Source organism: Ructibacterium sp. SJQ-7, from assembly GCF_054696575.1.
Genome location: NZ_CP195193.1, coordinates 441932 through 457820 on the forward strand (window position 1 = coordinate 441932; position 15889 = coordinate 457820).

Sequence of the window (15889 nt, forward strand, 5' to 3'; positions counted from 1 at the left end):
ATTTTATATTCTTATTATATACTCAAAACAGAATTTGAGCCACATATATTTTGCTTTAATTCAGCTTAAATCTTACAAATCTTGCTTAACATTTATTATATCACATTTTCATACAAACGCAACTCATTTTTGAATTGACCGCACACAAAAATTATGCTAAAATTATTTTGAGGTGAGTTTGATTGGAAAAGACGATACGACGCGTTATGTATGACAAATCTTATACATATACTTACAGAACAGGTATGTCCGAAGGGCCAATTCTCGGCAATCATATGCACATATATTATGAATTTTTGCAACTGATTGAAGGCAATGCGCTTTACAACGTTGAAGGAACGGAATACAAAATTTCTTCGGGCGATTTATTAATCACCAATCCAAACGAATTTCACTTTATTACTTTCCCGAAAAACAGCGTTTATCATCGTCAGTTTTTGCAGATACACAGTAGCTTTGTTTCATCAATGAATCCTCATATTTTAGACACTTTAAATGCCCGAAAATTCGGAACAAACAACAGAATACCGTTCGAAATATTCAATAAATACAATCTCGGAGATATTTTCAAAGGCGTTGAACATTACTCGGCAAATCCGACAGATGATACTGATTTTATGGTTTCCACATATGCCGCACAACTTGTCGTGAAGCTTAGTGAAATTCTTAAAAAAGAATTTCTTGTAAACGACACTTTCTCTAAAAACAAACATATCAAAGAAATCCAAAACTACGTTGAACAAAATTTCACACACAATTTGAATATTGATGATATTGCGGAACATATGTTTTTAAATAAGTCATATATCAGCCGTCTTTTTAAAAGCGAAACAGGTCTTACAATATCCGTTTATATAAATATGCGTCGCGTTATGATGGCAAAAAATCTGTTGCTTGCAGGCGAAAATGCAATGAATATTTTTTATAAATGCGGTTTCAGTGACTATACCACTTTTTATCGTGTGTTTAAAAAATACACCGATATATCCCCCGAACAATTTAAGAAAAAGCACTCAAATATATAAAATCAGGTCGGTATTGTACCGACCTGATTTTATGTTATAACCATTTTATTCACAAACCATTGTAAGATTATCAAGACCTACCGTTCCGTTAGACTTTGCGGCTCTAAGGTAGAATGAGCCTATTTCCGTTATATCATTTGAACTGTAGAAATCCAAATCATTAAGTTCGGCTGTTATGTCACTATCATTTTTCAAAGTCACATTAATCTTCTTTGTAGCGAAATTAATTTCAGCATTTAGGTGTATCCATGAACCGACAAAATCGCTTGACACTGTTTGACCGTTTACAAGCAATGTACTTCCGGAATTGTATTCAACCGCAATTATATGTCCGTCATATTTTTTACTTTTGTTTACAAAACCGTAATTCACGTTGTTACTGTCAAATTTCGGAGATGTATCGCCGATTGAGAATTGACTGTTACCCGCTGTTCCCTTTGGTGCAAATTTAATATCGGCATTTACCGTAACCGTTTTATTTGTACAATCTATAGTATCAAGTTTCTGCCATACTCCTACCGTTGAACCCGTTGACGCATAGCTTAAATAACCGTTTTCATTATTCTTTGCAACAGTCAATTTAGGACTTCCGCCACCGTATGTCAATACACTGTCATCAATAGTATAATTTTCAAAATCAGCATAGCAATCATATTCGCCGTCTATATCATATACAAGAGTAAATATGTTATTCTCCTCAAGTTTATCTGCAGTATATACCGACTTTTCTGCGTTATACTTATATGTGTACACCTTACCGTCACGTTTAACAACTTGTTCTTTACGGTAATCAGCCGAAACGGTGTACTTATCTCCGACATAAAAATCGCCCGTTTCCGTTACGCTTTCCATAATATCATTACCTTGATTGTCTTTAAATTTAATCGCAATATTCGCCTTTGTTAAATCAGTTGCAGAAACCATTGGTACAGTGATATTTTTCGATTCGGTTGCCTGTGAAAGTTCAAGTTTTTGTCCTGCGTCACGGTAACCGTCTGCTGTTGCACTGATTAAATAATCACCCTCGCAAAGCAAATATTCACCGTTTGAATTAGGTGTAAGCACTGCACCGCTTATACCGTCTTTAACGACAATATTCGCGTCAACACTTTCCTCACTCTTCGAATCAACCGCACCGAATGTCATTTTATACTGCGGTCCGCTGACTTTGCTGATATTTACATTATCAACAATACACGATCTGTCGGCATATCCATGACTTGAACTGAAGTTTATGCCGCCAAGACTTCCTGTACTGTCGCCGATTTTTCCTGTAAATTCAGCAGTCTGTCCGCCGTCATATGATACGGTTACATATGCCTTATTTGAACCGAAATCAATTACATTTTTAAAGTGAGTCGGTTTATTTGATGATGAGCTGTTATTTCCTCTTGATATTGCCGCCGACAATTTTGAATAATCATCAAGAACATCATTACCGCCTATTTTAACATTCGTATTACCCGATAAATCATATGCACAAATTTGTGTTGATACGATTACTTTGCCGTTTGCATCTGTAAGGCTGTATGACATTGTTTTACCGCTATGCTTACCAAATGTAATATCAAATTCAACCGTCAATGTTTCGCCTTGTGAAGTTACTACAGGGTTTGCATACTGCATTGACGCACTTCCCATTGAAGTACCTTTTGTTGAATTGTTCATCAAAATCTGACCGTTATTGTTTACCGTATCACCTGTCAATGTAAACGCATTTGCACCGTTAGTATCGTTTAAGTCGGTATCAAATGTCCACCTGCTTACCTGTGTTTCTTCGCCTTGAGTATCAGGAGTTATATTTTTTACAGTATTCTTTGTTTCATCATAAGCACTGTCCTTATCCACTCCGACACGAATATAGTATTTTCCTTCTTCTTCATTCCACGGAATGTATTTGTAGCTGTCACTGTCAAGTATTTCGCCGTATACATACTTAATATTATCCGCCGTAATATCCTCCGATATTTCGCAATCAGCTGCCAATACAACAGACTTTTTACCGTATAAAGAACTGAAATCTGTTTTTAGAGTTATATAGTTGTCCTCTGCCTCTGACTTAATCTTACCGAACATTTTAAACGGTGCAATCGGCTGCATATCTGTTAAATTATCTACTACATATATCGCATATGCCGTTGTATTATCTGCTAAAGCCAAATTGACATTTACCGTTGTTTTGCCGTTTATTTCAGCTTTATTCATAGCTGTTGATACCGCATTGCCGTCCTTATCATAGCCGACAGTAAATACAACCGCATTTTGTGTATTTTCGGTTAAACCGATTAAATCAACAGTCTTTACAGTATTATTTTCCACTGACACATTACCTACAACCGCCTTTGGCTCATATGTCTTGTCAATACCGCTGACTTCCGTATCTTCCGTTACGGTTGATGTTTCTTTTGTTGTGTTATATGTTGTGTTGTAGCTTTCAGGTGCGCCGAAATACGAATTTATATTATTCTTAGAAAGCACCATTTTGTCTATGACTACGCCTGTTGACACATTGTACACTCTTACAGTATGATACCCAACCTCAGAAACATTAATCTTTGTTGTAAGCTTTTCACTGTTGCACAATACGCCTTTTGACCATGCGTCCGTCTTGCTTCTGCTTCCGCTGTATTTATTATTCCCGCTTAACACGATAGGAGTACCGTCATCTGTCGCTACCGCCAAACGCATAGTTCCGCGTTCATTGAGAGTAGGCATACGATAAACGTCCAATGTGTATGAACCTGCATTTGTGAAGTAAACCTTGTACTCCATATATGCCGCTGAATTGGTCAAATCACTTTCCTTTGCATTTGAGGCTGTCTCAGGATAAGCTTTCATTGTGTTTCCGCTTCTGCCGAAGTCTTTCTCTTCTTTCCATTCATAGCCGTTTACATCAAATTTATCTGTGTAGTGTTCAGCTTCTATCGAAACAACTCCGCCTGCCTCAACATATGTTTTTTCTGAAATTTGTTCTGTCGGATTTTCGATTGTTACGGCAATCTGCTTTGTATCAACAACATTATCACCTATTTTTTGCTCAACGCTAACCGTTGCATTGCTTACTCCGTCTGCCGCCTTTGATTTATCAACGCTTATATGCACTCTGTCACTGCCGTATGACTTTCCGCTTGTCTTGTCAAATACAAGTGCATTTGAGTCTGACGTAATTTCATAGTCAAGTCCGCCGTAACCTTTGTTAATTACGTCAATAAATTTATCATATGTATCATAAGTTGAAACTGTCATAGTCGGATTATCCGAATAATCAGTCTGTGAATCGGTCATTACCGCAAGTTCGGTATAATCAAGCGATGATACTTTCGGTGCGTTAAGTTCTGTTGTTATATGCGCGTCACAACCTTGCAATTTTGACGGATTGTTATTCATAATGTTATTCCACTTGCCGTCCAGCATAGAGTTGTAATAAGCCATATCCGTATTGATTTGCTTAACCGCATTATCAGCTTCTTCAGCATACTTATTAGCCGCCGCACCTCTGTTTTGGCTTACATACAGATTTGCTCTGTCAGTCTGTACATAGTCGATAGCCATATTTGTTGCGGTACGTATAGGGTACAATGCAAGTTCAAAGAATGACGCTTGCTTATCTGTCGGAAGTTTTTCGTATAGCTTTTCCGCTCTTGCACAAATATCTTTATATTCGTTTATATATCTTTCACCCTCATCACCGTATGCAGTCATCGAGAAATCACCTGTTCTTAAAAATTCAGGTCGCTTTGCGTTTGCAATTTCATAATACTTATCCATTATATCAGCATATTCTTTTGCGTCCGTTTCATTCATATTAAAATCACGTTTTGCGTTCTGCTCATATATTGAAGAGATTTCTGTATTTGATGTTGACCATACGTTTTTAGCCAAATCGGCAAAGTATTCAATTTCTTTTTCAGCCGGTTTCAAGTCACCTACGTTTAATATCCAAACCTTATTTGCACCCATATCATATGACTTTTTAAGTTCTTCACGAATAAGTCCCGGCTGTGTGCTTGAAAGCCACAGATAACTCGTAGGATAACCGTAATAAGAAATATGATAGTAGATACCTGTTTTACCTGCTCTTGCACGTTCCGCATCATCCGCATTTTGACGTACATATCCGTAGTTGTCATCTGTCCACATAATTGTTACATCATCGGGAATTTTTAACGCTCCTGTGTTGTATATCGCTTGTATGTCTTTATACGGAATGAATATTTGAGGTATATCCTCAATTTTACGACCGTCTGTGCAAAGTTCTTCTTCAAGGATTTTTCTTTGTGTCGCAATAATTTCGTTTAATGCGGTTGTTGTATCCATATTAGTCGAGAACGAACCGTCATGAACACCACGCATACCAAGTGTATAGATATTTTCGTAACTGCCGTTTGTCTTTACACTGTCACGCCAGTAATCAGCCAAAAACTCCTTATTATCAACCGCATTACCGTCACTGTCATGATCAGTCCACATATACGAAACCGCTCTGCCGCTGTCGTCCTTTGTATTGATGTACAGCTTTTTGTCAGGGTGATCCGCAAGCCATTGTTGCTGATACGGATAAAGTTCACCAAGGTTATTTCTCAAAAGCGGCTCAGCATGTGAGGATCCCATAACTATACCGTATTTATCGGCAAGCACCGCATTTTCGGCGTCCAAATGGAATGCGTTTGAATACGGGTGCATAGCAGGCCATAGAGTGTTAGCCTTTAAGCGAAGAATAAGCTCGTATATCTTTTCATACGTTTCCTTATTCATATTTCCGTCACCCATTGAGGTTGACCATTGGTTTAAGTTGTATTCATCATTTAGGAAAATCCCTCGATATTGAACACTCGGCTCATCTTCCGTATACCCCTCTTTAGGAAGATTGATATATAATTCGTCCGCTTTTTCAGGCTTTACGTCCGCCCACCATTTCCATGGTGACACACCGATTTTTTCACAGAAATCATATATGCCGTAAATCGTACCGCGTTTATCCGAACCAGCAATAATAAGATTACCGCCGTTTTCTTGAACGGTAAAACTTTCCCACTTATCCTTTATTTCTGAAACGTCAATCGCTCCCATTTCCGCAAGCAAATCTATCGCCTTACTGTTTCCGAGTGTACCGACTATAATATTTGCATCGCTCCAATCGGTATCTGCCGGCATAGTCGCTTTCGGTGTTTCGGTATATGTATAGCTGTTTGCAATCGGTGTAACAGTCAATTTGTCATTTTCTGTTTTCCACACAAATGCTTTTACCGTTTTACCGTCAAAACTCGGAAGTTCTTTAAAATGTGCCGTTCCGTTTGTACTGTTTATACTGTCCTCCGATATAAGCACCTTTTCTATCGTTCCGTCAGTGTTGTACACCGCAATAATGCCTCTGCCGTTTTCCGTAAGCAACTTGTAACCGTCAACAGACATACTTGCCGATGAAATATTAATACCAGAAATTTTTACTTCATCTGACATTGACTGAATATCTGCATTAATCGTAACAGTTTGCCCCGATACGTCCGATAAATCATCTTTCATATCTCCCACAGCACGAATTACACTCTCATAATCATTGCTGTCAACATAAATTTTAGCTTGCTTATCTTTTCCGATAAGCTTAACACCTGTGTCGATAGAAACGTAACCCGACACGGAATTATTTACCGTATTGTCTGCTAACGCCGTCATAGGTACGGCTGTCGGTATCATCATTGCCGTCACAATAAGTGCTGAAATAAACTTTTTCATATACTTTTCCTCCATAATATATTAGTTAATTTAATTATATATTAATAAAGATATATTTTCTATGACTATATTCGCAGATTAATGATTTTATTTAACTATATTATCATTTAGTGATTTTAAGTACAAAAAAACTCAGATTTCATAGAAATCTGAGTTTATGGTAGCGGTAAGTGGATTTGAACCACTGACACTGCGGGTATGAACCGCATGCTCTAGCCAACTGAGCTATACCGCCGTAACAACAAAATTTATTATACACGCATTACATCATTTTGTCAACACTTTTTTTAAAAATTTTTTAGAAAATTTTAAAAAAGTTTGATTTTTGATGAAATCTGTGTTATTATGATACACGTTAATGTTTAAAGCAATATATTTGAAAGGATTTATTATATATATGGAAAGAGAAAATTTAAAATCGAGATTGGGATTTATTCTCCTGTCTGCCGGCTGTGCGATTGGTATAGGCAATGTTTGGAGATTCCCTTATATTGTAGGAAATTACGGCGGCGGAATATTTGTGTTATTTTACCTGTTCTTCCTTGCCTTAATCGGCATTCCTGTTTTGACAATAGAGTTTTCCATAGGTCGTGCAAGTCAAAAGAGTACCGCTAAAGCATACCAGGAGCTTGAGCCGAGAGGTACAAAATGGCACTTACATTCTAATTTTGCGATTGCCGGCAATTATATACTTTTGATGTTCTATACCACAGTAGCCGGTTGGATGTTATATTATTTTTATAAATTTGCCGTCGGCGGATTTGTCGGTTTGGACACCGCTAACGTAAAAAATACATTTAACAACCTTTTAGCCTCCCCCGCTACCATGACATTTTGGATGTTGGTTGTTGTTGTTTTGGGATTTGGAGTTTGCTCATTGGGACTTCAAAAAGGTGTCGAAAAAATTACTAAAGTTATGATGACCGCACTGCTCGGACTTATTATAATTCTTGCAATACACGCAGTCAGACTTGACGGCGGTATAGACGGTGTAAAATTCTATCTTCTGCCGAACTTTGAAAAAATACAGGAAGTAGGATTTTTCAAGCTTATAACAACCGCTATGAACCAAGCATTTTTCACACTTAGTATCGGTATGGGATCAATGATGATTTTTGGCAGTTACATTGATAAATCACGAACTCTTTTAGGCGAATCAATAAATATTGCTCTGCTTGATACATTCGTTGCTATAATCGCAGGACTTATCATATTTCCGTCATGCTTTGCTTTCAACGTTGAACCCGACAGCGGCCCAAGCCTTATATTCATAACATTGCCTAACGTATTCACTTCAATGAAAGGCGGCAGAATTTGGGGCAGCTTGTTCTTCCTGTTTATGACTTTCGCGGCATTTTCTACGGTTATTGCATTGTTTGAAAATATACTGACTTGTTGCGTTGAAAAATTTAATATCACAAGAAAGAAAGCCGTACTTATTAATATAGTAATTATATCGGTGTTGTCATTGCCTTGCGTGTTCGGATTTAATATATTATCATCACTCCACCCATTAGGCGGTGAGTCAACTATTCTTGACTTTGAGGACTTCCTTGTTAGTAACCTTATATTGCCTGCCGGCTCGCTTATGTACTTGTTTTTCTGTATATCAAAACGCGGTTGGGGCTTTGACAATTATCTTAAAGAGGCTAATACCGGTGTCGGTCCGAAAATTCCAAGATGGATTAAACCGTATTATAAATACGTTATGCCGATTATTATGCTTATTCTTTTGATACAGGGAATTGTTAATACATTTATATAACATAAAATCGGATTAAAAAAAGTCATAGCAAAGTAAACTTTGCTATGACTTTTTTGGTGCGTCTGACAGGATTTGAACCCGCGACACCAAGAATCGGAATCTTGTGCTCTATCCAACTGAGCTACAGACGCATATATTAATATTAACATATGCGTCTTACTTTGTCAATCAATTTATGAGTTCAACCGTACTTCCCGCAGAGCCTTTTTTCACGACAATCTTTTTATCGATTCTGTCTTTCAATTCTGAAATATGCGATATAATACCTACCATTCTGTCACTTTCCGAAAGCGAATTAAGCACTTCTATCGCCTGTTCAAGTGATTCATTGTCAAGTACACCAAATCCTTCATCAACGAACATTGACTCCAATTTAACACCGCCTGCGTTACGTTGTATAACCTCCGAAAGTCCGAGTGCCATACATAATGACGCCTTAAACGACTCACCTCCCGACAATGATTTAACGCTCCTTTGCTTGCCGGTATAATTATCAAACACATCAATATCAAGACCGCTGTGAGATTTCAAATTACTGTCGCCGTCATGCTTTACAAGTTCAAAACGACCGTTTGTCATATACGAAAAACGCTTATTGGCCTCATTTAGAATTGACCTAAAATATGCCGACTGAATGTACTGCTCAAACGCAATTTTTTGACGTTTTGAAAGTTCACCGTTTGCCGTCTGCGAAATATTCAGATATGTAGAATATCGTTTTCCGCTTTCGTCAAGTTCCGTTTTCAACTTCTGCGTTTCGTCCATTATACGCTTATTTATACTGATATTAGCAGTCAAGCTGTTCTTTTGTTCCGTTACTTCCTCCAATGAATTTTCTGTTTCTTCTTTATCTGCCTTTAATTTTTCAATATCAGTCTTTTCTGCCTTACCTATGTTTTCCTTAAGCATCTTTATTCTCTCATTGCAAGCACTTAATTTATTGTCATACTTCTTGATTTCATCACGCATATCTGATATATTTTCAATATCACTTACCAATATTTCAAGAGTATTTTCATTATCAATGCCGTACTTTTGCATTGCTTTTTCAAGCTTTTCTTCCTGCTTTTTTATACGTTCGTTTTCCGTTTTAGCCAAAGGCTCGTTTTCGTTTATAACAGCTTTGGCATTGTCAATGACTTTGACACATTCATTATAGTTTTGTTCGGCAATTTCAAAACTTTTTTGCATTTCATCAATCCTGTTTTCTAAATCGTCAAGCACCTTTTCCGCCTCGGACTTGTTTTTACAGCTTATCATTTTTTCAAGTGCCGTTATTTTGTTTTCGTCACCGTTTATAACCGTTTTCAAATCATTGATTTTAGCCGTAATTTCTTTGATTTTCTCATCGGTTTGATTGCATTTTTCGGTGTATGCGTTTAAATTTAATTCACATTCAATTCTTTCTGTATTGCGTTTTTCAACAATTTCAAGCTGTTCTTTTGCATTTGCAAGCTCATTTTTGATATTTTCCGCAATTTCTTCGACTGTATTTTCAGTTTCAATATCCATATCTTCAAGTGCGGTTTTAATTGAATTTTCAATTTTTTCACATTCATTCTTTTCTTTACTTGCTTTATCGGCAATTTTTCTGCACTCGTTATCTGCCATATCGGCACGTTGTTTCATTTCGTCAAGTTCATTTTCCGAAGGTGCGGTATCACTTTTTTGAGCAATGCAAGGATGATCTGTTGAACCGCATACGGGACACGGCTCATTTTCGTTCAAGCACTCTGCCAATATTCCCGCCTGCTCTCGTAAAAATAAACTGTAACCGTTATTATAAGTTTCTAAAGTTTGCTTATATAACTTTTCAGCATCTGTATATTGCTCCGAAAGTTTCTTATGTTTCTTTTGATGCTTTTTCAAACTGTCACAGTCAAGCATAACCTTTTGTATTTTAAAATTATGCTTCTCTTTTTCTTCATACAGGCTCTTTACCTTTTGCAGTTCGACTTCGGTTGATTTCAATTCAGAAAGTTTAATTTTTTCGTCTTCTGCTTTTTTCTTATCATCATTGAATGTAGCCTTTAATTTTTCCGACTCGTCATTAGCCTTTTTCAATGACTTTTGATTTTTTGCGGTTTCCTTTTTCAAACTTTCATATTCATCATAATATTCAAGTTCATTTTTCAATCCGACTGCCTTTACCGAAAGCGTTTTCCTTTCATTTTCTCTTGCTTTTTCATCTTTAAAGATTTTCTTTAATTCGTCGTGTTTTTCTGTATTTTCTTCAAGCACTTTTTTGTTTGTCGAAATACTTTTTTCAAGTTTTCCGACATTTTCGCGATACGATTTAAGCATTGTTAAAATAGGTATTACGTCCTTATTAACACTTTCAAGTCTGTCTGTATCTTTTCTTAAGCTTTCGATTTTTTCACTGTCATCATTTAGCTTTTTCAGTGTTTCTTCTTCCTTTTCAAGCGATTCGATAAACTTATTTGTATTTTCCGCCAAACTGATTTCGTCTGAAAGTTTCTGCGATTTTGTTTTTAAACGTTTTTCTTTCGCCGTAATACTCTTTTTATCTTTTTCCCAATCGCCAAGCAACTTCATCAGTGCATTTATAAATTCGTCTGTCCTTGTTGAATCATATAAAATCCAATCATCTTCATTATCGCTTACAACGCCTTTTATTTCACGTTCAATACTGCTTTTTACAGTTTCATAATCACGTTTTGCATCATTGGCTAACATTTTCGCACGATCTTGAAAACGCCTGTATAAATCGGTATTAAATATTTTTCTGAATATCTTTCCGCGTTCGTCCGTGCCTGCAAGCAACAGTTTTAAAAACTCACCTTGCGCTATCATTGCAATTTGAGTAAACTGTCCGCAGTCGATTTTCAAAATATCCGTAACTGCCGCCGTCACTTCTTTTACACCCGATTTCACACTTCCGTCGGGATATGTAATTTCCGCTTTCGGTGTTTCCTCTGTTTTCAAGCCCTCACGCTTATATCTCGGATTTCTCTTTATTTTATACACTTCACCTCTGTACATAAACTCCAGCTCAACAAACGTCTTTGTATCTTTTTTTGCAAAGTCACTTCTAAGCATAGTATTTTCACGTCTTTGTGTTGCCGCCTCTCCGTACAAAGCAAAGGTTATTGCGTCAAATATCGTTGATTTTCCCGCACCTGTGTCACCTGTTATAATATAAAGACCGTTTTGGTATTTTTCAAAATCTATTGTCACTTTTTCAGCATAAGGTCCAAATGCGCTCATTGTAATCTTTAACGGTTTCAATTTTCTTTCACCTCCTCTAAAATCGAATCGACCAACTCGGCTTTTTCACTGTCTATTTCTACACCGTTCTGTAACTTATAAAAATCATAAAAAAGTTCATTATCAGGCTTAGTTCCGACACCTGTCGCCTCATATACCCCCTTTGTATTTCCTTTCATATCACGTTCAAATTCAAGCTGCATAACATTCGGATACGCACTTCTCACTTTGTCCATTGCGTCTATTATATTGTCTTTGTCGGTAAGCGTGATATGTAAATAATCATCAGAATCCGCCGCATTTATTACTTCTTTAGACAATATATTTTCAATACTGCCCTTAATCATTCGCATATCGTGCAAAGGCTTTAACGGTATTGTTTGCACTGAGAAATCATCTGCATCAACTATTGTAACGGTTTTATCGTATTTTGCCTCAGAGAATGAATATTTCAGCGGTGAACCGCAATATCGCACTTTTTCACTTAACGACTGCGGTCTGTGGATATGTCCCAAAGCCGTATAATCAAAATCATCAAACACCGATATATCAATATTATCAAGACCGCCTACAGATACACTTTCTGAATCACTTCGCATTGTTTCCGCACCTGTTTTTGTAATAAATTGATGTGACAGTATAACATTTTTCTGCGACTTATCAATATCCGTATTCTCAATAATCGTCCTTACCGCGTCCTCATACGTTTCAACTTCGGGGTAAAACCTTCTTACCATTATCGGTTTTACGAACGGCAACATATAAAAATTAACATCATCAATTTTCACCTTGTGAAGTTCACCGTCAAAAACCGAATATATATGCACACCGTTATTCTGCATTATTTTACTTCCGAACCCCAATCTTTCCGGCGAATCGTGGTTGCCGCTTATTATTAATGTCGGTATATCTTTCGTGGCAAGCTCCGTAAGAAAATCGTCAAATACCGTAACCGCCTCGACCGCAGGTATCGATTTATCATACACATCGCCTGATACAATAACCGCGTTAATTTCTTCATTTGCGATTATATTAAGTATTTGTTCAAGTATGTATTTCTGGTCATTTATCATAGAAAACTCATTCACGCGTTTTCCTATGTGCAAATCGGATAAGTGTATAAACTTCATTGTGTTTCTCCTTTGCTTTAATTTGTTATCACTATTTTAACCCGACTTTCAATTCTTGTCAAATCAGCGATTTTTTATTTTTAAAATTATTTATTTGCACACAATTTCAAAATGTGTTATAATAAAAGATTACGCAAAAAGCAGTGCTTTACACACTGCTTTCATTACTCTCATCATTGTTATTTTCTTTTGTTTTTTTCTGTTCAAGACGTTTATATGTCCATTCTCGCACGAGCGTATATATCACCGATGTAAACGGTATAAAGAACAGCATACCTGCCACGCCCATAAGACTGCTGCCTATTGTAACAGCCGCCAAAACCCAAAGTGACGGCAAGCCGACCGAACCGCCGACAACTTTCGGATAAATTAAATTACCCTCTATCTGCTGAAGTACAATGAACACAATTACAAATATAAGTGCTTTCATCGGGCTTACCATAATCATCAAAAATGCACCCACAATACAGCCGATAAACGCACCGAATATCGGTATAAGTGCCGTAAAAGCGATTAAAACTCCAATCAAAAGTGCATACGGCAATCGTATTATTGACAATGTAACAAAGAACATTGTACCCAAAATCAACGCCTCAAGGCATTGTCCCGTTATAAAGTTTGAAAAAGTTTCATTGCTCAATTTTGCGACATACGTTATTTTATTCACTATTTTTTCAGGCAAAGCCGCCTGCATAAACATATTGACTTGTCTTTGAAGTGTTTCTTTTTTTGCAAGCAGATAGAACGCAAATATTAAGCCGATAAAAAATGCCGTTATTCCCGATACAACAGCTTTTGCCGCCGTAAATGTACCGTTTAAAACGTTTCCCGCACCGTTTTGTAAGAAATTTATCGCAGTATCCATAAGTTTGTCGGTATTGAACTGCAAACTTGCAATCCAATCGTGGATTTGCGTATTATTACTGAACATATCCTCTGCCCATTTCTGTACTTTAGGAAAAAATGCTTCTGCCGATTTTGTAAGTTCTCTCACAGTTCCGCCTATTTGCGGCACAACAATAAGTATCACACCCGCAATCACTCCGATTACAAGCAGAAAAGTTATAATCATACTGAGCGGTCTTGCGTATTTCTTTTGTTTTCCGTTTTTGCTTTTGAACAGTAGCTTTTCAATCGCTCTCATAGGTATATTAAGTATAAAAGCTATTATTCCGCCCAAAACAAACGGAAAAATTATTCCCCACAAAAGTCCTATAGCGTTTCCGACCTTTTCGTAGTTCTGCACTATAACCAACACTACAACCGTGAACAATATTATTCCGCAAATTTTCTTTACATTTTCTTTGGTTAAATTCACATTTTTCACCCTTTCAGATTATGATTTTATAAATGCAAATAAGCTGTCACATAAAAATGCAACAGCTTAAATTTAATTAGCCCATCATTTTCATAGCGTCTTGCAGCCACCATTCACCGATGTCAATAGCCTTATAAAGATTTTCTCTTTCGCACTTACGATAAACCTGACCTTTGCCAAGCTCACCTGTGTTGTCCATAATCTGTACCTTAACTTTTGTAGATACGTCCACATCTTGCTTTTTACTGCTTTCCACGATGTCAAGAGCAAGAATAAGCTTATCTTCCAAATTTCCGTAATAAATTCTGTTCCCGCATCTTAAAAGCGGCTTACCTTTGTACATAAGACCTTTTTTCTTTTTTACCGCTGCCATAACCAAAATCCTCCTTTTAATCTCTCTATACTAAATTATATCCTTCTTTTACGGCTTTTATATTCATCTCTATAAGTTTATGCTTGTTTTCCGGCAAAGATTTCTTCATTGTGTATTCAATTTCATCGATTGTAAACAATTCCGTTTTCTTTAACACAGCACCGAGCATAACCATATTTGCAAGACCCTTATTACCTATATTATGAGCCGTTTCGGTAGCATTCACGCAAATTTCGTTTACGTCCTCTCTTTCCACCCTTCTGTCTATAAGCGACGTATCTATAAACACATATCCGCCGTCCGAAACTGTATTTTCAAATTTATCAAGTGACGGTTTATTCATTGCCACAAGGATATTCGGTCTTGTAACAATCGGCGAGCCAATCGGCTCATCATCTATTATAACGTGACAATTTGCAGTACCGCCACGCATTTCAGGTCCGTATGACGGTAGCCAAGAAAGTTTTTTGTCTTTAAGCATTGCCGCAAACGCAAGTATTTTTCCTGTAAACAAAATCCCCTGACCGCCGAATCCGGCAAGTATCATTTCACAATTTTTCATTATTTATCCTCCTCGACGTCCTCAATATCTTTAAAAACACCAAGCGGATAATACGGAATCATTTCATCTCTGACTCTCTGCATAGCCTCAACAGGTGACATTCCCCAATTTGTCGGACAAGTCGAAAGCACTTCGACTATTGAAAATCCCTTACCGTTAATTTGATTTTCAAACGCTTTCTTTATAGCCTTTTTAGCGTCCTTTATATGCGGTACGGAATCGGTCGAAACTCTCGCAATATATGACGGTCCGTCAAGTGTGGCAAGCATTTCGCACACTCTTACGGGATTACCTTGTATTTTCGGATCACGTCCGTAAGGTGATGTCTGCGTAACTTGTCCCGGAAGTGACGTTGGTGCCATTTGACCGCCTGTCATTCCGTAAATTGTATTATTGATGAATATAACGGTTATATTCTCGCCTCTTGCGGCACTGTGTACTGTTTCGGCAGTACCTATTGACGCAAGGTCGCCGTCACCTTGATATGTGAACACAACCCTGTCCGGCAGTGAACGTTTTATACCCGTTGCCACTGCAGGTGCTCTGCCGTGCGCCGCTTGTACAACATCAAAGTCAAAATAATTATGTGCCGTTACCGCACAGCCTACCGGCTCAACCGCAATGGTTTTGCCGCTAATATCAAGTTCATCAACGACTTCACATACAAGTCTATGCACAATTCCGTGCGAACAGCCTGGGCAATAGTGAAAAACTGTATCGGTTAATGAATTTGGCTTTTTAAATATAGTTTTCAT

The 15889-nt window shown here is 37.3% G+C and carries 9 protein-coding genes and 2 tRNA genes; 2 read left to right on the top strand and 9 right to left on the bottom strand.

Annotation, left to right across the window (positions count from 1 at the left end):
- Positions 1-182: 182 nt before the first annotated feature.
- Positions 183-1025 (top strand): AraC family transcriptional regulator, encoded by an 843-nt coding sequence (locus ACSAMO_RS02030; RefSeq protein WP_499209709.1) that lies wholly within the window; start codon positions 183-185, stop codon positions 1023-1025.
- A 45-nt stretch (positions 1026-1070) separates the two neighbouring features.
- On the opposite strand, the gene ACSAMO_RS02035 is transcribed toward ACSAMO_RS02030, so the two are convergent.
- Positions 1071-6758, bottom strand: coding sequence for a glycosyl hydrolase 115 family protein (locus tag ACSAMO_RS02035; protein WP_499209710.1), 5688 nt, complete (start codon positions 6756-6758; stop codon positions 1071-1073).
- A gap of 158 nt (positions 6759-6916) precedes the next feature.
- Positions 6917-6993 (bottom strand) — tRNA-Met (locus tag ACSAMO_RS02040).
- A 162-nt stretch (positions 6994-7155) separates the two neighbouring features.
- Between ACSAMO_RS02040 and ACSAMO_RS02045 the strand changes: the two genes are divergently transcribed.
- Positions 7156-8523 carry a sodium-dependent transporter gene (locus ACSAMO_RS02045; RefSeq protein ID WP_499209711.1) on the top strand — a complete coding sequence of 456 codons (1368 nt, stop codon included), beginning with the start codon at positions 7156-7158 and terminating at the stop codon, positions 8521-8523.
- A 54-nt stretch (positions 8524-8577) separates the two neighbouring features.
- Here the strand turns inward: ACSAMO_RS02045 and ACSAMO_RS02050 are convergent.
- The 7 genes from ACSAMO_RS02050 to ACSAMO_RS02080 form a co-directional block, all read right to left on the bottom strand.
- Positions 8578-8654 (bottom strand) — tRNA-Arg (locus tag ACSAMO_RS02050).
- Positions 8655-8691: 37 nt separating this feature from the next.
- Positions 8692-11772, bottom strand: a complete 3081-nt coding sequence (locus ACSAMO_RS02055; RefSeq protein ID WP_499209712.1) for an SbcC/MukB-like Walker B domain-containing protein — start codon at positions 11770-11772, stop codon at positions 8692-8694.
- The gene (locus ACSAMO_RS02060) at positions 11769-12881 is read right to left on the bottom strand and encodes an exonuclease SbcCD subunit D (protein ID WP_499209713.1); all 1113 of its coding nucleotides are present in this window, start codon (positions 12879-12881) and stop codon (positions 11769-11771) included. Before ACSAMO_RS02060 ends, ACSAMO_RS02055 begins: the two co-directional genes overlap by 4 nt.
- Before the next feature lie 148 nt (positions 12882-13029).
- The gene (locus tag ACSAMO_RS02065; RefSeq protein ID WP_022230247.1) at positions 13030-14199 is read right to left on the bottom strand and encodes an AI-2E family transporter; all 1170 of its coding nucleotides are present in this window, start codon (positions 14197-14199) and stop codon (positions 13030-13032) included.
- Positions 14200-14275: 76 nt separating this feature from the next.
- Positions 14276-14572, bottom strand: a complete 297-nt coding sequence (locus tag ACSAMO_RS02070; RefSeq protein ID WP_022230246.1) for a hypothetical protein — start codon at positions 14570-14572, stop codon at positions 14276-14278.
- A gap of 25 nt (positions 14573-14597) precedes the next feature.
- Positions 14598-15134 carry a 2-oxoacid:ferredoxin oxidoreductase subunit gamma family protein gene (locus tag ACSAMO_RS02075; protein ID WP_499209714.1) on the bottom strand — a complete coding sequence of 179 codons (537 nt, stop codon included), beginning with the start codon at positions 15132-15134 and terminating at the stop codon, positions 14598-14600.
- Positions 15134-15889, bottom strand: coding sequence for a thiamine pyrophosphate-dependent enzyme (locus ACSAMO_RS02080; RefSeq protein WP_499209715.1), 756 nt, complete (start codon positions 15887-15889; stop codon positions 15134-15136). Before ACSAMO_RS02080 ends, ACSAMO_RS02075 begins: the two co-directional genes overlap by 1 nt.